Here is a 25572-nt window from a genome sequence, read left to right on the forward strand (position 1 = left end):
ATGGGTGAACCTGATTTCTACCGTTAACGTTATTCAATGTCGCCATCCATACTTTAAATGTGTTCGACACAATCAAGTTGCTTGACTACTCACGACATCAAAGCTTTATCGACCTCTAAAAATTCAAACCGGTTGAGGATAGAATGCAGTCCGAGCAATTCAGGTGAACGGACTGGATGGAACTAAGCGATGAACAAAACTCATGAACATCAAGCTACGATTGTCTACTTCAAAAATAGACTTAGATTGCTATTAATTCGAACTACTTAGTGTCGGGAACAACGTAACTACGCGTATCGCTGAATGGATTTGTGTGGTTTAACGTTGCGGTATAGTCGTCCTGCGGTATGTTGAGCGGATCATAACAACAATCCCCGATATCATTTCTCGGACATACAAAAATGTGCGCACGTTCAACCATCTCGGTTTGGCAGATGGGACAAAAAGCTTTCATATCATCCTCCTTTAAGCACTTAAAGCTTCGTGGTAACAACGTAGACGTTAGCAATTCTCCTTGATGTTTTAATGAATATTGAGTTACTTAATCGGTGAAACAAAACCTTCCGGTTTCATCGCAACTAACGAGCAACTGATGGATTGCAGGATATTTTCTGCGGTATTACCAATGACGAACCCAGATATGCCGGTACGAGCAAGCGTGCCCATAACAAGCACATCAATTTCTAGCTCATCAACACAATCAGGAATCTGGTCATCCGGTTTACCGTGAAGAAGGTGAAGCACCATTTCACCAGAAATACCAGACTCTTCAATGAGACTTTGCAATGCTTGCTTATGCTTCACTTTGGCGTGGGAAACTTCATTCTCCAGTTCGGTCTCATCGACTTGTATCCAAGTATTGTCGTCTAAATAGTTCTCCAAGTAGTATTCCCAGCAAGAAATAATATGGAGCCGACTGTCACACGTGTCAGCGATCGAACGGGACAGCGCTAATAATCGTATTGACATAGCGTGTTGCTCGTCACTGGTCCTCATTGGATCAATCGCCACCGCAATACGTCGTTTGTTTCTCGGCTTATTGATTGGTCGATGTAACCAAACCGCACACGGACATTTTCGCAGTAGCGTCATATCAAGTGCTTTAAAACCTTCTGACCCTTCATCAATAGGTTCAGCCTCTTTGATGATCAAATCATGCTCATGAGCAATGGCTTCTTGAATAATACAAACAGCGGGTTGCACGCTGCTTTTAACAGAAAGAGGAAACGGCACTTGCTCTTTAGAGGCACCATATTCGATGCGCAAGGCTTCTACCCTTGCCAGTAAAGAGTCATACAGAGACTGTTCATACCTTTGCTGATATTGAACCAAGTGGCTCGGAAAGTCAGGACAAGCAATAAGACCAGACACTTGAACGTGATCATTGGATGCGATTCTAATGGCTTGCCCTAGCGCGTCACTATGCCCAGGAAGTCCTTGGGTCGCAAAAAGTATGTTCTCAAACCTTTTCATATACGCCTCCTTGGTTGATTAAATCTTAACCAATGGGTGCTTTTTTTCTAGTTAACGATTGTAACGACGAGTAAATATAAACATCCATTCCATCGTTGAGCCTAGTACAGGCTTGTTTTCCATGTGTTACGTTTTTTGGAAGAAAGAACATACTTGGATGTCTTAACCAGAAAAGCGCGGCTCAATACCTTTATGAACACAATGATCACTATACAATCATTCCTATGCCAAGTAACATGTGTCGCAGTAACTCTTTCGGTAAATTTATTGCGATCGCCGAATGCCTTCTTACGTTCGCTCTCTTGTTAGGAAAGAATGGTAAAGAGGCTTGGGGAAAGAAAATAAATTTATTAAAAACAATCAGATAGAAAATCAAGATGTTTCAAGATAACCCGCTATTAGCCCAACTTAAGCAGCAAATCCAAGAAAACCTTCCTAAAAAAGAAGGGTCAATCAAAGCAACAGATAAAGGCTTTGGTTTCCTTGAAGTGGACAGCAAAACCAGTTTCTTCATTCCACCTGCGTACATGAAAAAGTGCATTCATGGCGATAAAGTAGTCGCCATTATTCGTACAGAGAATGAACGTGAAGTTGCAGAGCCACAAGAGCTGCTAGAACAGTCACTTACTCGCTTTATTGGCCGTGTAAAAATGTTCAAAGGTAAGCTGAATGTTGTTCCTGACCACCCTCAACTGAAAAAGTTGTCGCTAAAAGCAAAACTAAAGAAAGGCCAAAAGCCAGATAACTTCAATGAAGGTGATTGGGTTGTCGGCCATCTTATTCGCCACCCTCTTAAAGGTGACAACTCTTTCTTCGTAGAAATCTCTGAAAAAATCACGGATGCTGACGATAAAATCGCACCATGGTGGGTAACCTTGGCACAAAACGATCTTCCAAACTCTGAGCCTGCTGGTATTGAGAACTGGGAGTTAAAAGACGACGCAGAATTAGACCGCGTTGATTTAACTCACGTTCCATTCGTAACTATCGATGGCGAGTCCACCAAAGATATGGACGATGCGCTGCATGCGAAGAAAACAGAATCTGGTGATTTTGAACTGACCATCGCGATTGCCGATCCTACCGCATACATTACGCCAGAAGATGAAATGGACAAAGTCGCTCGTGAGCGTGGCTACACGATCTACTTGCCAGGGCGCAACATCCCAATGCTGCCTCGCGATCTTGCTGATGACCTATGTTCTCTTATTGAAGGTGAAACTCGCCCTGCCCTTTGCTGTACCGTAAGCGTAAGTAAAGATGGTGTGATTGGTGATAACATCAACTTCTTTGCTGCGAACATTAAGTCTCACGCTCGTCTTGCTTATGACCACGTATCAGACTGGATCGAAAATGGCAGCTCTGATAAATGGCAGCCATCGGAAGATATCGCAACTATCGTACGTGACCTGTACGACTTCTCCGTTGCTCGTGCCGACTGGCGTGAAAAGAACGCGGTTGTATTCCCGGACCGTCCGGACTACCGTTTCGAACTGAGCGAAGACAATGACGTTATTGCCATTCATGCAGACATGCGTCGCAGTGCAAACCGTCTTGTAGAAGAGTCGATGATCACAGCGAATATCTGTGCTGGCCGCACGCTTCGCGATAAGTTTGAAACTGGCGTGTTCAACACTCACTCTGGTCTCAAAGCAGAGAAGATTGAAGAAGTTGTGCAATTAGTTGACCCAGAAGGTACACATGGCTTCACCGCGGACACTATCGCGACACTGGAAGGCTTTGCAGCATTACGTCGTTGGTTGTCTACTCAGGAAACTTCATACTTGGATAACCGCATCCGCAAGTTCCAGGCGTACAGTGAAGTCGGCAATCAGCCACTTCCTCACTACGCGATGGGCCTAGATATTTACGCGACTTGGACATCTCCAATTCGTAAATACGGCGATATGATCAACCACCGTATGCTAAAAGCGGTGATTCTTGACAAAGAACCGGTTCAAAAGCCAGATGATCAAGTCGGTGAAGAACTGGCATTACACCGTAAGCACCACAAAATTGCGGAGCGCAATGTGTCTGACTGGCTTTACGCTCGTACTCTTGCTGAGGAGCCAAGCAAACAAACTCGCTACATCGGTGAAATTTTCGATATCAATCGTGCTGGTGCGCGTGTTCGCCTGCTTGAAAACGGCGCCGCAGCGTTTATTCCTGGCTCACTCATTGTTGACAATAAAGAACGCATTGAGTGCAACGGTGACAACGGTACTATCTCCATCGATAAAGAAGTGGTGTACAAGCTGGGCGATACGCTAGAAGTTGTCTTGGCAGATGTGAACCAGGAAAACCGCAGTTTAGTTGCTAAACCGACGCAAGTGTTCGCTGAGCCGCCAAAAGCACAGACGGAACAAACGGTTGAATAACACTGAATAAACCGAAACGAAAAAGGCGCTATCAAAGCGCCTTTTTTAATGTTCAGCGGAAAAAATATTTAAAACACTACTCCCAGAAACACGCCTGAGGGTCGCTTTCTAGTTCACCCAGTAACACTTCAAGGGACTGGCTGTATGGCAGAGTTTCATAAGGTACCCATTTCAAGTCACCGGTTTGGTAACTCGGCACATAAAAACGCCAAAGTTGCGTTTGCACATCAAACAAAATTTTTGCTACTGGAGACGTATATTCACTGTGCTGTGAATCTAGCAGGAAATGTGCGCGATGAAGCTCCACACCATTTTCTACAGGCTCATACAAACACTTGCCCTGCTCTACGGGTAAATTCGCATTACGGGCAGAACAGAGTGAATGAACTAACTTGTATAAACGGCTGGTTGCCATTTGAGACACTGACATGAAAGATCTCCTGATAGGTAGTTCTTAGTATACACCTTACCCCAACGAAAAGAGGCACTCTAGCCCTTTTGTTTCTTCACGCGCGAGTGAGTAACATCTGATGTTCGCAAAAATAAAGCGCATTGAAAAGAAGGCATTTCCCTACTTCTGGACCGGTAAATTCACAAAAGTGTAACCTCAACGAAATATCATGTGCGCTGCTTGATACCATTTTTTGGAGTTTAATATGTTACGTTTTACTGTGGCGACTCTGCTAGCCATGGCCATCGCTCTTCCTTCCGCTATGGCGAAAGAGGTGAATATCTCTGGCTCGACTTCCGTTGCTCGCGTTATGGATGTTCTTGCCGAGAAATATAATAAAACGCACCCTGATGACTACATCGCTGTCCAAGGCATTGGCTCGAGTGCGGGCATCACCATGGTGAACAAAGGTGTGGTTAAAATTGGGATGAGCTCCCGATACCTGACAGAAAGCGAAAAAGGAGAAGACCTGAACGTTATTCCTATCGCTTATGATGGTTTGGCAATCGTGGTAAACCGTGCAAACTCTATAGCAAACCTGTCTCAACAGCAGGTATTTGATATTTACAAAGGCAAAATTAAAAACTGGAAAGAAGTCGGTGGTGACGATCAACCAATCGCAGTTGTGACTCGTGAAGCATCTTCAGGCTCACGTTACAGTTTCGAAAGCCTAATGGGTCTTACCAAAATCGTAAACGACCGTTTAGTGTCTGATATCAGCCCTAATAATCTGGTAGTAAACAGCAACAGCATGGTGAAAACGATCGTAAACCATAACACGCGTGCAATTGGGTTTATTTCGGTAGGCTCGGTCGACCGCTCAGTGAAAGCTATCCAGTTTGAAGGTATTGAGCCAACCTCTGAAAACATCGCGAACCACAAATACACGTTGGCGCGACCTTTCTTAGTTCTATACAAAGTCGACGCACTGGACCAAGCAGGTAAAGATTTCGTGGCATTTTTGAAATCAGAAGAAGGCCAACAAGCCGTGGCTGAATACGGCTACACGCCTGTGAAAAAGTTTGATCAATAGATAATCAATAAATAAAAAGAGAGCATTAATATGCTCTCTTTTTTTATTCTTTCTGTTGTTTAGAAATGCAGTTGAATAACTGAAACGACAACCGCTCCCGGACGACGGATACCTTCAATTTCCACTTTGATTTCACGCTCAATCTCAAGGCCTTTCTTAATTGGCGTTACTTTGGTCAGTGTACTTACAGCACGAACGTTGTTGCCCGCTTTTACTGGATAAGGGAAACGAACCTGGTTCAGACCAAGATTGACAACTAACTTCGCCGTCGGGAACAATGGCTTGTCTGGATCAACCGAGTCTGTCAGCTTTGGTAGCAACGCCAAAGTCAGGAACCCATGGGCAATAGTCGTCTTAAACGGTGACTCTGCAGATGCACGCTCAGGATCAGTATGAATCCACTGCATATCTTCAGTGACTGCACCGAACTGATTAATGCGCTCTTGAGACACATGTACCCAATCACCAACGTGAATGACTTCACCGACTTTCTCACTGAGCTCTTGGTATAACTTTTGAGCTTCCGGTGCCATGACGATTGGTTCAGGTTGAGGCGCAACTTCTTCGTTAATCGCCGGCTGCTGGTGATCGCGCACTTTCGAGAATAAGAAACTGTGCTGGGCTCTATCCAAAAAGTCACTCCAATAATCGCGTAGCGTTGGAGACATCCAATTCATAAACTCGGATTGATGTGCAGAAATCGCATCAACTTTGTCTTTAAATAGATTTGTGACCTTCATAAACACCCTTAGAAATTTAAGCTCAACTGGCTATACCAGTTAATTTTGAATTAGTTCACAAACTGATGCAAACACTTTCGGGCGAACACATGTATACTCAAAGGTGATTATTTCTTTATTTTCATAAAGATAGCAATAAAACACCATTTTATTGAAAAGTAGTGAGATAAAGTAAAAACTCTATAAAATGCCCCATTTTAATAGATATTTCTTTATCACGACCTATCACAGCATAGACCTATGATTACAAAACAACCAAACAGTTCTTTTTCGTTAGTTCAAGGCTTTACAAGTTTTGTTACTCTCACTATCATACGCCACACAACGGAGAGATGGCTGAGTGGTTGAAAGCACCGGTCTTGAAAACCGGCATACGTTAATAGCGTATCTAGGGTTCAAATCCCTATCTCTCCGCCACTTATTCTTAGAAAAAAGCCTTTTATTATCAAAGGCTTTTTTCATTTCTGACCCACGTAGTTTTTCTTGCTCATGTCTTCCTACAGCAATGAAGTGAAGTAAGACAGAACCGATCTAGACGTATAACTCTCAATCTTTGCTCCCAGATTAGAAGATGTATATTGAAACACCTCCACCGTTTGCTATGTATATTTTCCAAAAGCAGCTTCCTGCCTGTACTTTCAGCTACCATTCAAAATTTGACAATTAAATGAATACGTTAATACTGTTGGTATCTTATTAGCCAACAAAAGGATTTAATTGTGAAGGGAAAAATTAGTATTTTTTTGAGTAAAAACCTAAGCGTTATTGGATTTACATCTGGTGTTTTATTTTACCTGATGATCAGATAGGAGCGCGAAATGGGACACATCATAATTGGAGCAATAATCTTCTCACTATATCTTATAGGGAACATGGTGGCTGGTTACTACTTAGGGAAGCGTAAGTTATCTCGTGCAAAGCTTGCAGCATTATTCTCATTGATCTTCGCATTTTTCCCTCCTGTTAACTTTGTCTTTTTTGCCGCACTAGTGTTTAAGAAAGATATCAATTTTTCCTTAACTAATAACGCTTAGGTTCGCTATTGGTATCAATCTAAATGAAAAAAAGACACAAACGAGTCAACTCAGATCTCGCTGACTCGAATTGGACTAGACAATTTTATTACCTTAAAACTTCGGATTAATAACCTGCCACCAGAAGGACACTAAATGGCACATTATTCACTAGAGCCTTTATATTGGGATTCCGTTTTTTCCATAATTTCTGAAACTTGCGTGTTTTCATCCTCTACCCATTGCATAAATACCTGATATCCTGCTGCTAAAAATGCCGCACCAACGAACATACCCAGTATTCCACCAGACATAACCCCGCCAACAGCACCGATGAGTATTATTGGCATTGGTACATCTAACCCTCTTCCAAGAATGATCGGTTTTAAGAAATTATCTATCAGACTCGAAGCAATCAGTAATATCGTGAAAATAACATTATGTGCCGTTCCACTATCCCCTGACCACAATACCGCAACAGCGACCAGAGCTATGACGGTCACAGGAAGCTGAACGATAGCAAGAATTAAAGCTATTAAGGTAAACAGAGCAGCCGCTGGAACACCTGCTAACGCAACAACAGCGCCAAATACCATCGCTGTTAAAAATGCAATGCCTATAATACCAATAGCGACCTGCCTGAGCGTTGCGGTTGTTAACTTATGAAGCTTGGGGCCTTTGACTGGATCAGTAAAACTAATGAAAATCTTACTTATTGATGCCGATGCGGGTTCAGCCCAAGCTAACATTATCCCAGCAATGATCACCGCACCTATCAATACAAATACGTTCTTAGCTGCCCCTGCAGCACTATCAAAGACCCAACCAAAGATGCTTTTTACTTGAGGCTGATGTTTTTCAATAAAGTCTGGCAGGTTGACTGCAGCTTCGTCCCAGGCTTCATATACTTTTTCCCCGACCAAAGGCCATTCTTTCACGCTGTCAGTTGGCGTCGGCACGACTAGTGTGCCATTTCGATAAGAATCGACTGTCTCCAACGTTTTAGACGCAAATGAGTTACCAACCATAGCGGTCGGAGTTCCAAGGACCAGCACTCCAATTACAGCGACTAAAGTCGCTGCCCGACTGGACCTTAAACCCAACTTATGCTCAATACCCAACTTAATCGGGTAAAGTGCAATCGCCAATACCAGAGCCCAAAGCAAAATAGGTAAAAATGGTAAAAACGCCCACCAGCAAACTATGACAATAAGCGTAATCGCTGAAAATCGTATCAATGAAGTACTGAATGCCTTCACTAGTACCTTTTCTAGGTTCTCATTTGAATTGTTCACATTGTAGCCCCTTATTTTTAAAACTTTTATTGCAACCACTAATTAAACGGTTTGCGTTCTTACAGCCCCCGATAGCTCAGAAGAAGTCAGTCAACCCAGAGCTGAGCGGGAGTGATTTTCTACGGCTCCGTTTTCTAACCATTAAGCCCAATGAACAGTACAAGGACAAACTCGCTTATAGTTAACATCAATCCCTTCTCGCCTCAGAAGGCGGTGGATATGACGAGAACCGACGTCGCTCCAATGCTGGCTCTTATATACGAGTCTGAAGCGTAATATCCTAGTGGTTAGCCTGACGTTGATATCTCATCGACGCGCGTTGTATCCGATATCCGGTATTTGCCGCCTAGCTCTCGGGAGGGAATCCCCGCTTGCACTTCCTTTAAAATGGTAATGATTTTTTGTTCATTGAATTGCTTTTTCATGTTCATCATCTCCTTGGTTGGATGAACATTACTAAGTGTAGACTGGACTAGATTAAGGGGAGAAGGTGGGTTAAATTTTAGTTGTAGTAATTTATTTGAGTACAGACTCATTTTTATAGTAAATAAGTCTGTATCAAAACCTAGTTAGATATTAATGAATTTGTTTATCAAGCTCGTACGAATTTCCGTCTTCGTCTAGTGTAAACTTTCCATTTTTATCAACCAGTGAAAGTTTATTCGCCGTAACGAGGAATAGATACTCACCTATTTGAATAATATTACCTTGTTTATTCCAGTGAATTTCACCCTCTTCCATCACTGTAGCGCTCATTTTATCAATGTAACTGCGAGACAGTAAGTATTGGCCATCCTGCTTTATTTCCAGAAATAAATTAGTAACAGCACAGTCATCACATGGAACGCTACCTTTATAGATGCCATTCCATTCTAGAGAGTGACGAGCATTATGCTTTTCATTGGCGAAAACCGTTTGCTGTTGATGTTCAAGAGCTTGTTCTGACTGAAAATTTGAGACACTTTTGCCCACACATCCAGTGCCGACAGCTAAGGATAAAACAGCAATTGAAATATATTTTAACATTATTATTTCCTACAAATTAAAAGCAATATTTATATAAACGAGATGGTAATGATCACAGGCATTCATTAAATATATAAAACGCCGGACGTAGATATATACACAAAGACAGCCAAATACTTTACTATCAAAGCAATCATTTTATCACCCTAAAAATATACAATGAAACAACTTACGTGACTAACTTAAACGTGCCAAGTATATATTTACAAAACAGACAAGTACAAAAATAGCAGTTAGAAGAATATATATTCTCTCCTACTCACTAAACTCGCTAATAATTGTATGACTCAACGTGCTCATGTATCGCGTTCATTATTGACGCTTTAATTTCTTTTAGATATTTAGCGTGCGGGCACCACATTGACAGAGGCAGTTTCATGCCCTCCAGCATCAAGTCGAGAGTGACAGGTTCAATACCTTCAACTTTGAACTGCGGCTTTGTTAGAGCTTTAGGTAACCATGCCCATCCTAGCCCTTCCTTGACCATCTGTGTCACAACCGAGAGTTGATCCACTTGCTCATTATTAGCTGAAAATACGAATTTCTCTTTCAATCCCTCATCGACGAGAGACTTTAATATGAATTGACGCTCCGTAACCAACGCATCCACGACAGATGTTTTATTCATCTTTGCCAGTCTGCCACCCGTTTGGACATAAGGAACAAATTCAACATGACCTAAAAAGACCGCGTCCATACTATGGATCGCACTGCTTTCGTGTACGTTGACCAGCCCAAAATGAATAGAGCCCTCTACAATGCCCTGCTTAATTTCCGAACGATCTCGCACCAGTAATTCCACGCTCATTGTCGGAAAATCTTGAGCCAGTTGTTTTCGGATCATGTATAAAGCTTCAGGAGGCATAAAACTAGAATAGGCGATAACAACACGCTCCAAACCACCGTATGACAAGCTTAACGCTATATTTTCAAATACTCGTGCCTGTTCAACCGTCTTCTTAGCATAATGATAAAGCAAATGACCATCTTCAGTAGGTTCAACCGAACGTCCGAGACGTTCAAACAGCGTTATGGCTAATTGATCTTCAAGGTTAGCGATAACTTGGCTCATTGTAGTGCGGTGTTTACCTAGTTTGACAGCTGCTTTGCTAAATGACAGCTCTTCGTACACAGTGACAAAGGCCAACAGTTGCTCATGGTTAAAAGTCATATCATTTCCCAGTCAGTGTCATACATACTAAAAGATAACACTAATTGACGTTACTTTTGCATTAATTTCAGGAGGATGCATTATTCCTTCTAAGGCACCGACTCCCTCTTCTCATTATTCGCTATAACACCGCGAGCTTTGTAATTTCTAAGTCGTAGGTTGGCTCAATAAACTCCCACTGTCCCGCTATGGTTTCCATCTCCAAGCTGCCAATTTCACCAGTTAATTCAAGAACACCGTAGATGGCGTTGTTGGTATGACGAAATGCAGCGACTGGAGACATACGTTTGACAAGACAAGCAGCAAACACTGCTGTGATTAGATCCCCGATGCCCTTCATGTCACCTTCAAAGTCCATCATCGGTCTTTGACACAGATAAATGGCTTTTGGCGTCGCCAGCATCATGTTGATAACTGGATTACTCGAAAGCTGTAGATTTCTTACAAGGATAATCTTAGGGCCAATGGAGAGCGCTTTTTTACAGGCCTCAACAGCATCCTCGACACTGTGGATCGATACTTCAGTAAATTTCTCCAATGCAAATTGGTCCGGAACAAGTACATCTGCCATTGGCATCAGTTCACCCATCAATTTATCTTGAACAGACTTGTCGACTGCACCACTCATTGCAGGATCGTTTAGGCCAGGATCGCAAACATAAAGTGCCTGTCGATTCTTATTCTTCACTCGAATAACCGCTTCAGAAATTGAATCGCAATCCATTGAGCGAGCTTGATGCCCCGATATCACTGCACTACATTCTGATAATTGCCCGATACTGTCCAACCCATCAATCAATGCTTGAATATTATCGGTGGGTGAAGTACTACCCAAGCTCACTTGTCCACTGCGTGTATTGTCAGAATACTGAACAGTATGGATTGGCCACATATCTATACCCATTCGCTGAACAGGAAATACCGCAGAACTGTTGCCTGAATGCCCATACACAACATGAGCTTGAATGGAGATAATACCTTTCATAAATAAACCTGAATTATTAATTAATAGCCGCTACCAGATTAATTCTTACAATTTCACATGCACTAAAACTGATTAATTAGCTTCGTATACTAGAACTTGCGAAGCGTTAATAACGTAACCCGCCTCAACCGGCTGATTGCCATCAATCAACTCAACTCAACTAAACTCAACTCAACTCAACTCAACTCAACTCAGTATTATAGAAAAGAGCTCCCTCGACCAATCGCTTATGTAGGACTCCATCCTACATAAGTCGATTCGGTACTCAAAAACTTTAACTCGTGGAATTTTATGTTAATTAGCTCGTTGCAATAGAAGTTAGTTAGTAGCACTCCCTCTCTCGCTCAAACTTACTCCTGATACCGACCCATTTATGAACGGCAACATCCATCACCGTGGATGAATACACGTCAATTAAGTTTCTCTGTTGGATCTGGGTCTTTTGGGCTGTGATTTATTAGCCTCAATATCAACGCACCTATGAAAATGGCGATACTTATCGATACTAAACGCTTGAAACCTGAAGAAAGTGAATCCACGCCTTCATGATTAATGATTTGATAAGTGATAACCACAAAGTTGGTGAACAATAATTGATAAATCGTAGAATGACTTTGACGACGAATTGCGTAGCAAGCTAATTGGATACCCAAAAACAACGTGAAGCCTAGTACAACCCAATAAGGTGCTCCAAAACCATATAACAGCATGATAGGTAAGGTAAATAAAATTCCTGCTGCTGTGGTTACTAACCTTTGAGAGCTAAAATCCCTTTGATGAAAAGACATAGGAAGTTTAATCATGCTGCTAACGGTAATCGCAATAAGCATTGTCTGAGAGCTTCCAATACCTATCAAAATCGCCAGAGCGATACTCATCGCAGTAGCCTTAAACATTGCAATCCCTAAATGCGCTTCACTCCCTTTGATGCCTTCATCGGGCAAGATATCTTCCTGCTCACCAGGAAATAAGAAGTGAGATAACCAGAAGACAACTATCGCGATCAAAAACGCTTTAAAGATAACTAACGGTACTCCGCTAATTGCAAAGTCCATCTGTTTACTTACTACCGTTGCAATAATCAAGACAATCAAAGTTAATGTTGAAATGATGTCTTGTGGATTCTTATGACTACGATAGTAACTCCAACAAAATAGAGACCAGCAAAACAAAGCATAACCCGTTGGGGTATCGGACAAAATTCGCGCAAAGAAAACCACAACAAAGCTAACAAATAAAATAACAACAACAACCTGTAGAATCATTTTAATTGGTGGCTTTGCAGGTAACGTGGTCAACAGTATGACCACGAACATAGGGGCTAAAATAGGTAAAGGCTGACCAATGTACTTTAAATAGAAAAGTAGCAAAATTGGCGCAAATACTATTTTTATTACTGGGTTAACGCTGCTACGAAACATAAGTCCATACACTAACAATTCTCATCCATAGTCCCGCTAACCACTCCCCTAGCGAACTTTGTTCGGTGTAAAACGCTACCGTTGCTTGAGAGCCATAACGAATGTTTGGCGGCACACCCTTAAACACAATATTCACTGGGTATCGCTGAGCATTTAGCGAGGTCGTGTCAGCACGAATGAACCCGGTGTTTGCATCTATATTATTACTGTCTCCTGTACCCCATCCAACGTTATACACTTCGCCTTCTAATACCCTGCCCGGCAGTGAATCCAATACAACTTTGACAGTTTGCCCAACTTTTATGTATTCCAAGGAGTTTTCGCGAACTAAAGCTGAAATCCAAATCTCTCTGGGATCAATAAATGTCAGCATCGGCGTGCCGACAGAAGCTGGCTGTCCTAAAGTAAGTTGAAGGTTGGTAACAATACCGTCAGAGGGTGCGACAACAGACGTTTTTTGTAGATTCAGCTGTGCCTTTTCAAGCCTAGCCATTGCCGCCAATATTTGAGGGTTGTTGTTACCCTCGGGGCCAAGATTTTGTTTAGCCTGAACAAGAGACGCTTCAGCGGCTTCCAATGAGGCTTGCGCTCGTGATTTCGCTTCAATGGCGTTGTCTCGCTCGGACTGACTAAGAACGCCACGTGATGCCAATTCAGAAATACGTGCAGCTTGCTCTCTGGCATTATTTCTAGCCGCAAGCGCATCGACGACCTTCGCCTGTGCGACCTCGACGGCAGCAGTACTCGCCCCAATACTTTGCCCGGCGATCGCCAAATTAGCCTGAGCTTCACGCACTGCGAGTTCATAGTTTCTCGCGTCAATCTTAAAGAGCACATCGCCAGCTCGCACTACTTGATTGTTCTTAATATTAACGTCAACAATGTTTCCTGCTACTTCCGGAGCGATACGCACTAAATACGAATGTACTCTCGCAATGCTGGTAATTGGCGTAACTCGATCAGACCAAAGGCTATACAACCAGATAAACAACACCAATGTAATAATGTATATGCTTAGTTTTCTTGACGATTTTTCTGTGTTTGACATTTGCTACTTCTTTTTATTTTGGTAGGTTTCGTAAACTGAAGAGTGGCTCATAATAAGCGTTAGACAAAGTCTTCAATTAACAAATACACTAGAGTTAAACAAGTTAACTGAGCTGTTGTTAATAAGATAAAACAATATACCACCGCGTTTTTTCATACTCCCCCCTCGAAGATTTGACGCACTAAACCGTATTTGAAAACTCTATTTTGTCTTACCACCAACATTTCTAGTTTATCAGAAACTTAACCGTATTAGCTCGACATGCATTTATTAAACACCTATTTGGAATGAAATACTTAGAACTTAGTAGTCAGAATCCTCCAAAGAGCTAACTATGATAAATTCGAACGCTAAACCACCCTCTTACTGAATATAATTCGACACTCGTGTAAGAAAGGTGAATGAAAATTCATTATTTTTCCTTTATATGCAGATCAAGTTGAGGGTAAGAGATTTCCACCTCATTCTCTTTGAATAACTGATTAATTTTCTTGTTAACCAGGTGAAGTGTTGGCAAGCGGTCATCAATTGAATTGATATAAAGTCTAAGCTCAAATTCCAAACTGCTATCACCAAATTTCAGAAAATAAACTTGTGGTGCGGGAACGCTCAACACAAGCGGAGTATCAGCCACGGCTCTATATAGTAAGTCTTCAACAAGGTCTATATCTGAGCCATAGGCAACACCAACAGGGATCACTACCCTAGTAACAGAATCCGTTAAGGACCAGTTGATAAGCTTGTCTGTGATAAATACTTTGTTGGGGACGACAATCTCTTTATTGTCCCAATCAATAATGGTTGTTGAACGCGTTTGAATCTTGCTTACCGTTCCAGAGAGCTCGTTAATCGTCACTGTATCGCCAATCCTTATTGGCCTCTCAAACAGCAAAATCAAGCCTGAGATGAAATTGGCAAAAATTTCCTGTAATCCGAAACCCAACCCAACACCAATTGCCGCGATCAGCCATTGCAGGCGCTCCCACTCGACTCCGATTGTCGTAAAGGCAATAGTTATGCCGAGCATCAGGATCACATAGCGGAGTAATGTAGTGATCGTGTAGCCAGTTCCCGGTGCCAAACTCATCCTGCGTAAAACCAACAACTCTAAAAGACCAGGGATGTTACGAATACTCACAAAAGCTACAACTAAAGTCAGTAACGCATAGACTAAGGACTTCATAGTGATATCTATCGCTTCAGCATCGCCCCCCGAAGATTGAGTCCCCTGCCATAAAACAACGTTGTCCATCCAGTTGGTTAACTCCAGCTGGCTGGACCATACTGTCGAAAGCACAGTAACGAGCAAGACCAGACTCAGCCCTTTCAATAACGCCATTGACTGCTCGCTGATGGATGCCTTGTCCAAACCCTGGTCTTCAGCATCAAAAGCCATGACATCTTCAGGTAACCCCTCGCTTTCCCGGGCAATTTTTTCCTCTCGTTTGGCAAGAAAACGCTGATAACTTAACTGTCGTTGCTCTAGAATCAACCAACGCTCACCCAGCTGATAAACCAATAATACCCCGGTTAACGCAAATATATTGAGCTGCTGAAGAACAAGTATCTTCCACGACCCAATATACAAACCCAGTATGGCCATAACAATAACCACAAAAAATGAACCAAGTATTGAATAATAAACAACAAAGAGCCCCATTCCAGATTGGAAAAAAGCAGGCAGGTGAGCATTAACATCGCCTAAATTTAACGCGCTCTTGTAAAGCACAAAAAGCAGAATGACCACCAGCAGATAGAGTATGCGTAGAATTTCGGCATCATTTTGTTGAGCGATCAAACGGAAAAAATGGAAGAAAACCAGAATGACCAGTAAGGGAAACATTATCACTCGTATTCGATGATGAATCGTATGGCACACCTCCGTTGACCACCGAAAATGCAACTCAAGCACCCCTTTCTTTCTGCTCAAGTGATAGAGAAAACCAACACTCCATAAGAGAATAAAGCTGGCAACCATGACCTCATCGAACAGAATTGACGGATGGCGTGCCCATATGAAATCTATAAACCACACACAGGTAAAGAAAAATATCGGTAGAATTGACGACGCAACAAATGTTATCAACAACACAACGATGCTGTTTGAAAAGCTGTCTTTTAACGGATTTCCAAATACCTTTTCTTGCCGCTGAGAAACAAGATCAAGTTTTAACCTCGACCACCAATTTAAAAACAGCAATAGCAGTGAGAGTCCAACAAAATAGACTAATGAAAGACGCGCCTTAGACCAGTCGATACTCTGAACACTTGAACTGATCACTTCTCTTACGCCAAAAAGTTTTCGGCTATCGAGCTTAAAAACGTTTTGCCAAATCGGTGAGTTACTGTATGTCCAAACTTGGCGCTCTTTAAAGAAAGATCTGGCGTCTTCGAGGACTAGAGAATAGTCACTAGACACTGCTATTAACGAGTCTATCGCCGTTGAAAGCGTTTTATATAATGCAATCAATTCCTGGAGCTTGTCCGACTCCAAAACCCTTTCCGCTTTGCTTATCTCATATAGTCGAATGTTAACCTGTGCCCGATAATCCTGAAGACTTTCAAGGTCGACGTTTTGGGGCAACTCTTGCAGCATTTTTCTGGTGTAAGCTCCGAATTCCGTTGTTTTATTAAGCCAATCCAGATTACTTTTTATCACCTCCAACTCTTCTGTAAGCTCGGCGTACTCCAGACTGACTCTTTCCAAATCTGAGGACATTTTGGCGATTTCGAGCTTAACCTTATCAAGCTCGATTTCGAGCTTATGAGTATCGGTGAAGTTCTCTTGGTCATACTCGATTTCTCTCTCTATAAAGTTTTCCCTGTTGAAAACTTTAGAGTAGGCGGTTTGCTCCTCATAGGTAAGAACGTAGATGGAAATCGACATGACCACCATGATCGTAAATGCAACGACATACGAAAAAATTTCCTTTTTTCTAATCACAGCCACCCCTTACCAATACGAAGAATCAGGGAACACATTTGTCACAAATGATTATAGACTTACCACGGTTAACCCTGGCTAATCTCCGCTGACAAAACTTCGAGAATCTGCGTGAGCGCAACGCCCAAACCTCTCGCGTATGCTTCAGGCGTTCTCTCTGACAAATCCACTTGTCTCAAAATCTTTTTATCAAAGATGATCGTTGGTCGAACACTCGAACTGTCTACCAATATGAACTGAATTTCCATTACGGCTGTTGGTGTTTGGTCCTTTCTGAAATCACCGTACAATTGCGTCACGATGGTCTTTAAAACCAACGGAGTAGAAACCCCAGAACTGTATGGAACCGCATGTTCAACTAGACCAGAACGAGTAAGTGTGGTTGGTAAGTGACTTTCGATCAAAGTGCTCGGCTCGGATATATAGCGATTGTAATAATCCGTCTCGAAACTCACGTCCGATAACCTGAAAACCATCTGAGTATTATTGAAAGGGCTGTCTACGCGAACGCTATCAATGAGTAAAAACTCAAACTTTGGGGAAAAGGTTTTGTCAGAATCATCAAGCATGATGGTGTAGTGCTTGGGGCTTTCCAACGGCTCACTGATACTGCAACCGGCTAATGCAATAGAACACAAAATCAAAGGGAGTAATTTATTAATATTCATAACTGACCACACTTGTTTGATTATGTATGTTTAAATTATCAATCCAGCTTCAACTTCTCGGGCTCAGCACTAAATATGATGCTAGATGGCTGACTCTTCAAAGTCTCCGAAAAGTCCTTTAGATTTTCCACCGTGACCCTGAGGTCTTTTATTACATAATTAATATCTGACTGATTGTCGGCCATAATGACGTCTAGCCTGACAGCAGCTCGGTCTAAATCATTGATTAATCGATTCAGCTCTCCCCCATTATTGAGGGTCGTATTTAACTTTTTACTGATCTGCGCAACGGATGAAATGATCGCTTTAATTTCAGCGTCTGAAACCACGCCATCAACACTTTTTACCATTTGGTTCGTGTTCTTCAGTAGCTCTATCAACTGCACATTCAGACTTTCAACATCTATCTGCCCAATGCTGCCGTCGAGAGTCTCAATTAGCATATTGATATTGCTTACCAGTGTATTGATATCTGCCTCGTCCAAACGGTCAATGAGGTTCTGTATGCCGGAAACAATTTTACCTGTAGAGCTCTTTGTCGATGGTACATAGGGGTATTCTGGAGTCCAATCAAAGCTCAAGCCTTTCTCTGTTGATATAAAGTCAAACGATAGGAACTGTTGGCCAGTGATACCAGCTAACTGAGTTGTCGCTCTCAGCCCACGATCGATGGCCACTTGAACACTCATGTCCCACTCAGCAACTGTCTTTTTAGCGCCGGTAATTTCACTACGAACCACAACATATGACCTTCTGTTTTCTCTTGGTACATCCGATTCATAGATAGCATCGGAGAGCTCAATCGATACCACCTCCCCTGCCGTAATCCCTCTAAACCTCACGGGCGCGCCTACATCAAGTCCTGAGACTGACTCATCAAAGTAAGTCTCGACTATCATCTTGGGCTCAAATAAGCTCCTTCCTTCCAAAATGAACAGGACAACAAATAGCGAGATTAACGCCGAAACCACAAACAGCCCTAATTTATAACTGCCTTTTGAATCATCCATTACTTAGCTCACTCTCTTGTTTTAGTGCATCTGGCTGCCGATTGAAAAACTGGCGAACCCGCGTATCTTTACTGTTATCTCGCAAATCTTTAGGGCTGCCCTCTGCGATAATGCTTCTCGATATAGGGTCGAGCATGATTGCCCTATCGGCGATAGAAAAAATACTTTGCAGCTCATGCGTCACGATGATGAATGTGTATCCCAAACTCTCTCTCAAATTTAAAATGGTTTGATCTAAGTTCGCCGCGGTGATTGGGTCTAAGCCTGCCGACGGTTCATCCAAAATCAAAATATCCGCCCCAATCGCCATGGCCCTAGCAATACCGGCTCGCTTGAGCATCCCTCCAGAGAGCTGACTTGGCATGAGTTCCGCTGAATGCCCCATCTCTAATAACTCTAATAATGTCCGCGCAATTTTATTTTTCTCTGGCAGACCGAGATCGGTAAATTCATCTAAAGGGAAACGAACATTTTCTAATATGTTTAATGACCCAAATAACGCGCCGCTCTGATACATAACACCCAGCTCGCGCTGAATGGATGACTTCTCCGACTGTCCCGCATGAACGATACTCTTGCCATTAATGGATATGTCGCCAGACATTGGCTCGTACAAACCAATAATGTGTTTCATGAGGCTGGATTTTCCGCAGCCCGAACCACCTAAGATAACGAGAACCTCACCACGCCTTACATTAAAGCTGGCGTCTTCTAGCAGGATTTTATCGCCGTACCCCATTTTTAAGCCCGTGACCACGACTGCATCATCTTTATCTGGATCATTGAATGCCGAATTCATTGGACACCCTCAGGTTAGTAATACGGTAAAGAAGCCATCAATCACGACTATCCATATGATGCTGCTCACCACTGCGCTTGTTGCCGCCAAGCCGACCGAAGTCGAACCTTGGCCAGTGGCTAGCCCCCGCTCACAACCGATGACTGCAATAATGAACCCAAAAGTGGTCGCCTTTACCAAGCCAAATATCAAGTCCCAAGCAGAAAGTGCATTTAAAAGTTGGTTGTAATATTGGACGAAACTTATATCGAACTTCAGTAAGACAAGGGCACCACCGAAAACACCGACAATGTCGGCAAGTATGGTCAATAGAGGGAGCACGATAACGGAGGCATAGATGCGAGGTATGACGAGAAACTCCACAGGACTTATCCCAAAGGTGCGCAGCGCGTTTATCTCTTCATTGACTTTCTGTGTCCCAATCTCCGCAGCGAATGCCGCACCAGTACGACCTGCGAAAACGATCGCCGTCATCAATGGGCCTAACTCTCTGAACATGGATATCCCAATCCCATCCGCTACGAACAGAACTGCACCAAATTGTTGAGCAACTAAGCCAATTTCAAAGGCAATGATGACTCCCATTAGAAAGCCAATTAACAGAATGATAGGGACCGCATCCGCCCCTGCCCTTGTCGAAATATTCGAAACGGTCGCCCAGTTGACGTTTTTCCTCCCACGTATTCCTATCTTAAAAACCAGTACGCACTCTTTGATAAACTTAACGACAGAACCGACATAAACGAGCATTTCCATCGTTGCTTGCCCGACACGCTCGAAAAAAACACTTTTTCTTTTAACGTTGGCAGACGTACTCCTCGTGGGTACAGGGGGGACAAGCTCTGCCAAACTAGGTTTGAGGCCAATTATGGAAATTTCAGCGCCAGGAGCACGAAATCGGGTCTGTAAATCCGATAAGAATGCGACACCAGAGATGTCAATAAAGGTGAGATTGCTCGCGTCTACCACGATGGGAGAATTTGGGTGTGATTCGAGAAGCTTGTTCGCTTTATCCCAAAGCTCTCCAACAACAGCAGAAGTAATGCTATCAGCCAACTCAATTTCTAAATTGCTTTCATTCATAGACTTCCACTCACCAATAAACACACACCCACATTGCGAAAAATCACTCAATACAGAGTAAAAACTGCGGATACTTACCTCGATTAAGCTTAGCCAACGTTTCAAGGTTTCATTTGTCGTGATGAGTCTCATTGATTAATTAATCATGTTAAGCCCGGAGAATATGATCTTTGTCATAAGTTCACCTCGCAATTCAAAACGCACTAATGGCCAAAGAAATGCACCAAAAGTTCCTCTTCAACATCAAGGCATCGACCTCTGAATGAAAAACGAGTGATGGTTGCACGCCCCAAACATGATGGATGTCATCCTACATAAGCGATTATTTGAAGTAGATCACTTCCTTTATATTTGTCCCATCAAATAACTCTGAGGCACAACCCATGAACCCAATGCCGCATGAACTCGTGTGGGGCGAGATTTACTTCCCCCCATTGTTGCTGGTGATCGGATTGGCTTACGTTCTGACCACACTAGTTACATCCTTCGCTGTTCGTTTGGGCCTACACAAACATGTGGCGTTCCCAGCGATAGCGGAGCTGAGTTTAATTGTTATTTTCACTGGCGTTATCGGCCAATTTATTACGATATTCTGAGGTAAGTTCACCGTGATTAAACGTTATTTAATTAGTCTTTTATTGCTTTGTGGGGCAGGAGCTGTGGCCTATTCCTACTACGAAACATACGCGAATAATCCGTGGACAAGAGACGGTCAAGTCAGTGCTTATGTCATCTCGGTAACACCGCGCGTCACAGGACAGGTAACAAACGTATACGTAGCTGATAACTCAAAAGTTAAAAAAGGCGATTTGCTGTTTGAGATTGACCCAAGCATCTACCAAGCGACATACAACAAAGCGTTGGCGAGTAAGAAGCAAGCCTCTGCACTCCTGGCTAAAGCGAAAAATGAAGAGCTACGCGCCATTAATCTCGCAAAGCGTAGTCCTGGTGCCGTACCGGCCTTAACGCTAAGCAATTTAGCAAACGCCGTCGAAACCTCAGCAGCAAACGTAGAACTGGCCAAAGCAACGATCGAGGAAGCACAACTTAACCTCGATTACACCAAAATTTACGCGCCAACTGACGGATTCATTACCAACTTAAATGTTCAGGCAGGTTCACAAGTGGTGGCCAACTCTCCAGTCGTTGCTCTTATTGATGAGAACAGCTTTTGGATTGAAGGCTACTTTAAAGAAACTGACTTAGCGGGTATTAATCCAGACGACCGAGCCTACGTGACGTTACTGATGCGCGATGATGTGCTGTTAGAAGGCAAGATTAAAAGTATTGGTTTCGGCATCGCTAAAAAAGATGGTACTACGGGCAACGATCTCCTGCCTAATGTAAACCCTAACTTTCAGTGGATACGCCTGGCTCAACGAATTCCGGTCAAGGTAACACTGGACGAGATCCCTGAGGGTCTACAGCTACGTGTCGGCATGACAGCATCCATCAAAATCATGAAACACTAATAGGTAAATACCATGCTCAATGCCTCTACCAAAGAAGCCATTAAAGTCGCGCTATCTATCGTGATTGCGCTCAGTCTTGCGCTATGGTTCCAGTGGGAAAAACCGTACTGGGCTGCAATTGCAGTTGTGGTTATGGCATTGAACGAGAGCTATGCCCATTCCATTCATAAAGGACACAACCGTGTGTGGGGAACGCTAGTGGGTATCGCTTATGCGCTGTTCTTAATTGGTACGTTTCCCCAGGATCCTTTCTTGTTCCTGAGTTTTCTAACCATGTTTCTTGGGTTATGTATTTTTATGTCAAGCGACGAGAAATATGGATACATATTTTCGATGGCTTTTACAGTATGCTCCATCGTCGCTTGCATGGGTCAATTTGATGATCAAACTATATTTCACTTCGCAATATTACGACTTCAAGAAACGGTACTAGGTGTAATAACGTTTTCTGTTGTTTATAGAATTTTTTGGCCTATTAATACCGAACAAAGTTTTATCCAGAATTTTGAAAATAGTCGAACTCTGTTACTTGAAGCATTAAAAAATAAGCACGACTTTAACATTGAAGCGCTTGAAGCTAATGCGGGAAATATTAATAAGCTATATCAGCTACTAAACTTGCCGTTAAAGGACAGCTATCAACTAAGGCAGCACAGACGAGTCTGGCTTGATCGAGTCAATGAAATGACTCATATCCAAGAAAGACTACTGAGTCGAGTGAATAACTCGAATGAAAACAGCGCTGAATGGAAAGTGTTGGCAGAAAAATTAGAAAACTTTTATGTAGATAAGCCTCAAACGTCTCTTATCGGCTATAGAAACAGCAATAAAACTGAAAGTGTCAAAGTATCAATTCATCAGAAGAAACGGACACTTAGCCAACATATCAAAGACGATAGACGTAAAGTTTTTCATGGTGTGTCGATGTTCGTAACATCATTACTCGTTTGGATTTATCTCCCGGTACCTGGTGGTTCTATTTTCCCACTGATTGCGGCTGCTTTTTCTTGCATCTTGCCGACAATGCCGCCGAGTGTACTCAAAGATGCCTTCTTCGGCGTAATAGGTACTGGAACGGTAATTTTACTGGAGTATGTGTTTTTGATGCCCCTAATGACCGAACTATGGCAGTTAGCACTATTCTACTTCATTAACACAATAGTGATTTGGGAGGTTTTTTCAGCACCAAAAATGATGATTCATCGAATACTAGGAATCAATCTATTGGTCGTACTTACCTCTGGCGCTTTAAACCTGACTCCAACATATAAAATTGAAACGCCAATTCTTATGCTGACGAATATTTTAATTTTTCTTCTGATTGGGAAGTTATTTTCAGATCTATTTTGTAAACCTCAAAATTTAAAATAACAGACCATTAAACATAATAAATTTACTGATTTCCTCAAGGAAGAGGTATTTGACTAACTTGAGGAGATGCTATTGTGAAAATAAACTTCGTACTGGCTTTTTTGACAGTTTTATTTACCCCATTGGGCTTTGCTCAAGAATCATTTTTCCCTATTTGGGGTGATGAAGCTGAAAAGAGAGGCTATTCACTACCTAAGCCTTACGGCCTTTCTCTTTCCTATATGGATATGAGCAACCCTATTACAGTCAACAGCATTGATTTGACAGGACACCCTGTACTTGACGCGCTTGATATTGATGCCAACCACGCCGATTTTACAGGCTCAAATATTACTCTGAGGGGAGATGTCTGGATTTTCCCGTTTATGAATATCTACGGCATTATTGGTTATACCCAAGGTACCAGTACGGCAAAAATTAACTCACTCGGCTGTGATGCTTCCTCTGTGAACGGTATCGGAAACAAAGCTCTGTGCTCGTTGCTGGATGCTGCAGGCGACGAGTTACCGGACAATGCCGTATTTGAGCTGGATATGGACGGCGGAACCTATGGCGCAGGTACCACGTTGGCGGGAGGCATAGGAAATTGGTTTGCTTTACTCGATATGAACTACACCTACACCAGCATTGCCGCTATTGATGGCAATATTAAAACCTTCGTTGCCGCACCTCGTGTCGGGTATCGCTGGCAATATGATGGCGGACGCGAGCTACGTGTATTTGCTGGTGCCATGTATCAAAATGTTCAACAAGAACTGTCTGGTGATCTAAAGAGCTTAAATCTACCAAAAGAAATCCATGAACTTGTCGATCACCTAAGTCCAGATGCCGGCTTCAATGTCAGCCAAACTGCTGATGAGAACTGGAACGGTGTAGTTGGATTCCAATATGCTTTTAACAAAGACTGGGAAATCTTGATGGAGGCAGGATTTGGCGAACGTGAGACCCTGTTCTTTTCACTAGGACGTCGATTCTAGGCATTGAAAATCATGAAAAAAACACTCCCTCTTGTTTGCCTGTTTATATCTGGGGTACCCCTCGCCGAGCAGACAGAGCCAAAACCAGAACAGCATGAGCAGACCATGTATCAGCAATATCAAGCTTGGCTTGAGGATCTATTGCTGGAGCTCGGTGCTGATGGACAATTCGATCCTGAAAAAGGCATTGACTGGAGTGTCATGCCCGGCCCCTTTTATACTCCGGAGAAAAAATTTGGTATTGGCGTGTCGGCAGTTGGCCTCTATAAGCCAGATATCAACGATATGGACTCACAGCCAAGCTCGATTACCATTAACGGTTTTGGGTCGATAAACGGCGCTTATGGAGTATCACTCAAAAATGCCAACTACCTAAAAAACGACCAATACCGTTTATTTGTTGACGCTGAATTAACGGATTCTCCCGATGTATTTCATGGCTTTGGGGTTGATGCAGGAATGCACAATGAACGGGTCGATTATAACCGACGCAGTTATTCCGCCTCCATCACTGGTATGACGCGTATATTACCTAACACCTACTTAGGCATGGGCCTCTCGTTTTCCCATAATGAAGCGTCCAACGCCAAACAAGAAAACACAAACACACCTTGGATTGGTGATGATTTTGCGGAATTTCCTGAAACGCAGCGTAACATTGGCGGCTTGCTCAGTGTGACTTATGACTCGCGGGACTTTGCCCTTAATGCATCAAAAGGAAGGCTGATTGAGCTTGAATATCAGAACTTCAGTACTGAATTAGGCTCAGACAATGATTTTGAACGTGTAAGGTTCAATTACAGTGACTACCACGCTCTATCGTTAATTCCTGGGGTTCTGGCCTGGCAGGTGCGTGCCGAATCTAATTTCGGTGACGTGAGCTGGGATCAAATGGCGATGCTCGGAGGCGCTGAGGCGCTGCGTGGCTACGAACAAGGTCAATATCGCGACAGAAACATGCTGATTTCCCAAGTGGAGTACCGGCAGCCACTATCTGGTCGCCATGGCATGGTGTACTGGTTAGGAGCCGGCACATTGGCTGAGGAATTTGATCAACTGGGTCAAGACAGGTGGCTTTACTCTGTCGGCGTTGGCTACCGATTTGAAATCAAGCAGCGAGTTAACCTGCGTTTAGATATGGGCTTTGGTAACGATCAAAGCGGTTTTTACTTTGCAATTAATGAAGCGTTTTAACTGAAATGAACCGTTTACTT

At 42.8% G+C, this 25572-nt stretch carries 22 protein-coding genes and 1 tRNA gene; 8 read left to right on the plus strand and 15 right to left on the minus strand.

Features of this window, described 5'->3' with window-relative positions; translation table 11 throughout:
• Nucleotides 1–537: 537 nt before the first annotated feature.
• Nucleotides 538–1473 (minus strand): universal stress protein, encoded by a 936-nt coding sequence (locus tag VEJY3_RS21295; RefSeq protein WP_014234496.1) that lies wholly within the window; start codon nt 1471–1473, stop codon nt 538–540.
• Nucleotides 1474–1850: 377 nt separating this feature from the next.
• Between VEJY3_RS21295 and rnb the strand changes: the two genes are divergently transcribed.
• A complete protein-coding gene (gene rnb / locus VEJY3_RS21300; RefSeq protein ID WP_014234497.1) occupies nt 1851–3851 on the plus strand; it encodes an exoribonuclease II in 2001 nt (666 codons plus the stop codon).
• A gap of 76 nt (nt 3852–3927) precedes the next feature.
• Here rnb and VEJY3_RS21305 read toward each other — a convergent pair whose 3' ends face one another.
• The gene (locus VEJY3_RS21305; protein WP_014234498.1) at nt 3928–4281 is read right to left on the minus strand and encodes a DUF3024 domain-containing protein; all 354 of its coding nucleotides are present in this window, start codon (nt 4279–4281) and stop codon (nt 3928–3930) included.
• A gap of 226 nt (nt 4282–4507) precedes the next feature.
• On the opposite strand from VEJY3_RS21305, the gene VEJY3_RS21310 reads away from it, so the two are divergent.
• On the plus strand, nt 4508–5335 hold the full coding sequence (locus tag VEJY3_RS21310; RefSeq protein ID WP_014234499.1) for a phosphate ABC transporter substrate-binding protein: 828 nt from the start codon (nt 4508–4510) through the stop codon (nt 5333–5335).
• Nucleotides 5336–5394: 59 nt separating this feature from the next.
• On the opposite strand, the gene VEJY3_RS21315 is transcribed toward VEJY3_RS21310, so the two are convergent.
• Entirely contained in the window at nt 5395–6075 is a 681-nt protein-coding gene (locus tag VEJY3_RS21315; protein ID WP_014234500.1) for a MaoC family dehydratase, read from the minus strand.
• 326 nt (nt 6076–6401) lie between these two features.
• On the opposite strand from VEJY3_RS21315, the gene VEJY3_RS21320 reads away from it, so the two are divergent.
• Nucleotides 6402–6492 (plus strand) — tRNA-Ser (locus VEJY3_RS21320).
• Nucleotides 6493–7252: 760 nt separating this feature from the next.
• Here the strand turns inward: VEJY3_RS21320 and VEJY3_RS21330 are convergent.
• The 12 genes from VEJY3_RS21330 to VEJY3_RS21385 all read right to left on the minus strand — a co-directional run bounded on the left by VEJY3_RS21330 (nt 7253) and on the right by VEJY3_RS21385 (nt 20538).
• On the minus strand, nt 7253–8383 hold the full coding sequence (locus VEJY3_RS21330) for an AI-2E family transporter (protein ID WP_014234502.1): 1131 nt from the start codon (nt 8381–8383) through the stop codon (nt 7253–7255).
• A gap of 287 nt (nt 8384–8670) precedes the next feature.
• On the minus strand, nt 8671–8808 hold the full coding sequence (locus VEJY3_RS25755) for a hypothetical protein (RefSeq protein ID WP_014234503.1): 138 nt from the start codon (nt 8806–8808) through the stop codon (nt 8671–8673).
• Nucleotides 8809–8959: 151 nt separating this feature from the next.
• Nucleotides 8960–9409, minus strand: a complete 450-nt coding sequence (locus VEJY3_RS21340; RefSeq protein WP_014234504.1) for a copper resistance protein NlpE N-terminal domain-containing protein — start codon at nt 9407–9409, stop codon at nt 8960–8962.
• Between the two features lie 271 nt (nt 9410–9680).
• Entirely contained in the window at nt 9681–10580 is a 900-nt protein-coding gene (locus VEJY3_RS21345) for a LysR family transcriptional regulator (RefSeq protein ID WP_014234505.1), read from the minus strand.
• Nucleotides 10581–10701: 121 nt separating this feature from the next.
• Nucleotides 10702–11565 (minus strand): pyridoxal kinase, encoded by an 864-nt coding sequence (gene pdxY / locus VEJY3_RS21350; RefSeq protein WP_014234506.1) that lies wholly within the window; start codon nt 11563–11565, stop codon nt 10702–10704.
• 410 nt (nt 11566–11975) lie between these two features.
• Nucleotides 11976–12986, minus strand: coding sequence for a DUF2955 domain-containing protein (locus VEJY3_RS21355; RefSeq protein ID WP_014234507.1), 1011 nt, complete (start codon nt 12984–12986; stop codon nt 11976–11978).
• Nucleotides 12976–14034, minus strand: coding sequence for an HlyD family secretion protein (locus VEJY3_RS21360; protein ID WP_014234508.1), 1059 nt, complete (start codon nt 14032–14034; stop codon nt 12976–12978). The genes VEJY3_RS21355 and VEJY3_RS21360 overlap by 11 nt, the downstream gene beginning before the upstream one ends.
• 412 nt (nt 14035–14446) lie before the next feature.
• Nucleotides 14447–16978: a mechanosensitive ion channel domain-containing protein gene (locus VEJY3_RS21365; RefSeq protein WP_014234509.1), complete on the minus strand. Its 2532-nt coding sequence runs from the start codon at nt 16976–16978 to the stop codon at nt 14447–14449.
• Nucleotides 16979–17046: 68 nt separating this feature from the next.
• A complete protein-coding gene (locus VEJY3_RS21370) occupies nt 17047–17646 on the minus strand; it encodes a hypothetical protein (RefSeq protein WP_014234510.1) in 600 nt (199 codons plus the stop codon).
• A gap of 38 nt (nt 17647–17684) precedes the next feature.
• Complete coding sequence (locus tag VEJY3_RS21375; protein ID WP_014234511.1) at nt 17685–18656, minus strand: MlaD family protein; 972 nt, start codon at nt 18654–18656, stop codon at nt 17685–17687.
• Nucleotides 18649–19455 (minus strand): ABC transporter ATP-binding protein, encoded by an 807-nt coding sequence (locus VEJY3_RS21380; RefSeq protein ID WP_014234512.1) that lies wholly within the window; start codon nt 19453–19455, stop codon nt 18649–18651. The genes VEJY3_RS21375 and VEJY3_RS21380 overlap by 8 nt, the downstream gene beginning before the upstream one ends.
• A 9-nt stretch (nt 19456–19464) precedes the next feature.
• Nucleotides 19465–20538 (minus strand): MlaE family lipid ABC transporter permease subunit, encoded by a 1074-nt coding sequence (locus tag VEJY3_RS21385; RefSeq protein WP_014234513.1) that lies wholly within the window; start codon nt 20536–20538, stop codon nt 19465–19467.
• A gap of 383 nt (nt 20539–20921) precedes the next feature.
• Between VEJY3_RS21385 and VEJY3_RS21390 the strand changes: the two genes are divergently transcribed.
• From VEJY3_RS21390 to VEJY3_RS21410, 5 genes are all read left to right on the plus strand, one after another.
• Entirely contained in the window at nt 20922–21134 is a 213-nt protein-coding gene (locus VEJY3_RS21390; RefSeq protein ID WP_014234514.1) for a DUF1656 domain-containing protein, read from the plus strand.
• A 12-nt stretch (nt 21135–21146) separates the two neighbouring features.
• On the plus strand, nt 21147–22010 hold the full coding sequence (locus tag VEJY3_RS21395) for an HlyD family secretion protein (RefSeq protein WP_014234515.1): 864 nt from the start codon (nt 21147–21149) through the stop codon (nt 22008–22010).
• A 12-nt stretch (nt 22011–22022) separates the two neighbouring features.
• A complete protein-coding gene (locus VEJY3_RS21400; RefSeq protein ID WP_014234516.1) occupies nt 22023–23381 on the plus strand; it encodes an FUSC family protein in 1359 nt (452 codons plus the stop codon).
• Nucleotides 23382–23455: 74 nt separating this feature from the next.
• A complete protein-coding gene (locus VEJY3_RS21405; RefSeq protein WP_014234517.1) occupies nt 23456–24358 on the plus strand; it encodes a hypothetical protein in 903 nt (300 codons plus the stop codon).
• A 12-nt stretch (nt 24359–24370) separates the two neighbouring features.
• The gene (locus VEJY3_RS21410; RefSeq protein WP_014234518.1) at nt 24371–25552 is read left to right on the plus strand and encodes a BamA/TamA family outer membrane protein; all 1182 of its coding nucleotides are present in this window, start codon (nt 24371–24373) and stop codon (nt 25550–25552) included.
• Nucleotides 25553–25572: the final 20 nt, after the last annotated feature.

It is taken from the genome of Vibrio sp. EJY3, from assembly GCF_000241385.1.
In the GTDB taxonomy this organism is placed as follows: Bacteria; Pseudomonadota; Gammaproteobacteria; order Enterobacterales; family Vibrionaceae; genus Vibrio; species Vibrio natriegens.

Bases quoted from the DNA above. Each gene is read 5' to 3' on its own strand.
- VEJY3_RS21295 (WP_014234496.1), bottom strand. From the start codon at position 1,473: ATGAAAAGGTTTGAGAACATACTTTTTGCGACCCAAGGACTTCCTGGG.
- rnb (WP_014234497.1), top strand. From the start codon at position 1,851: ATGTTTCAAGATAACCCGCTATTAGCCCAACTTAAGCAGCAAATCCAA.
- VEJY3_RS21305 (WP_014234498.1), bottom strand. From the start codon at position 4,281: ATGTCAGTGTCTCAAATGGCAACCAGCCGTTTATACAAGTTAGTTCAT.
- VEJY3_RS21310 (WP_014234499.1), top strand. From the start codon at position 4,508: ATGTTACGTTTTACTGTGGCGACTCTGCTAGCCATGGCCATCGCTCTT.
- VEJY3_RS21315 (WP_014234500.1), bottom strand. From the start codon at position 6,075: ATGAAGGTCACAAATCTATTTAAAGACAAAGTTGATGCGATTTCTGCA.
- VEJY3_RS25755 (WP_014234503.1), bottom strand. From the start codon at position 8,808: ATGAAAAAGCAATTCAATGAACAAAAAATCATTACCATTTTAAAGGAA.
- VEJY3_RS21340 (WP_014234504.1), bottom strand. From the start codon at position 9,409: ATGTTAAAATATATTTCAATTGCTGTTTTATCCTTAGCTGTCGGCACT.
- VEJY3_RS21345 (WP_014234505.1), bottom strand. From the start codon at position 10,580: ATGACTTTTAACCATGAGCAACTGTTGGCCTTTGTCACTGTGTACGAA.
- pdxY (WP_014234506.1), bottom strand. From the start codon at position 11,565: ATGAAAGGTATTATCTCCATTCAAGCTCATGTTGTGTATGGGCATTCA.
- VEJY3_RS21355 (WP_014234507.1), bottom strand. From the start codon at position 12,986: ATGTTTCGTAGCAGCGTTAACCCAGTAATAAAAATAGTATTTGCGCCA.
- VEJY3_RS21360 (WP_014234508.1), bottom strand. From the start codon at position 14,034: ATGTCAAACACAGAAAAATCGTCAAGAAAACTAAGCATATACATTATT.
- VEJY3_RS21370 (WP_014234510.1), bottom strand. From the start codon at position 17,646: ATGAATATTAATAAATTACTCCCTTTGATTTTGTGTTCTATTGCATTA.
- VEJY3_RS21375 (WP_014234511.1), bottom strand. From the start codon at position 18,656: ATGGATGATTCAAAAGGCAGTTATAAATTAGGGCTGTTTGTGGTTTCG.
- VEJY3_RS21380 (WP_014234512.1), bottom strand. From the start codon at position 19,455: ATGAATTCGGCATTCAATGATCCAGATAAAGATGATGCAGTCGTGGTC.
- VEJY3_RS21385 (WP_014234513.1), bottom strand. From the start codon at position 20,538: ATGAATGAAAGCAATTTAGAAATTGAGTTGGCTGATAGCATTACTTCT.
- VEJY3_RS21390 (WP_014234514.1), top strand. From the start codon at position 20,922: ATGAACCCAATGCCGCATGAACTCGTGTGGGGCGAGATTTACTTCCCC.
- VEJY3_RS21400 (WP_014234516.1), top strand. From the start codon at position 22,023: ATGCTCAATGCCTCTACCAAAGAAGCCATTAAAGTCGCGCTATCTATC.
- VEJY3_RS21410 (WP_014234518.1), top strand. From the start codon at position 24,371: ATGAAAAAAACACTCCCTCTTGTTTGCCTGTTTATATCTGGGGTACCC.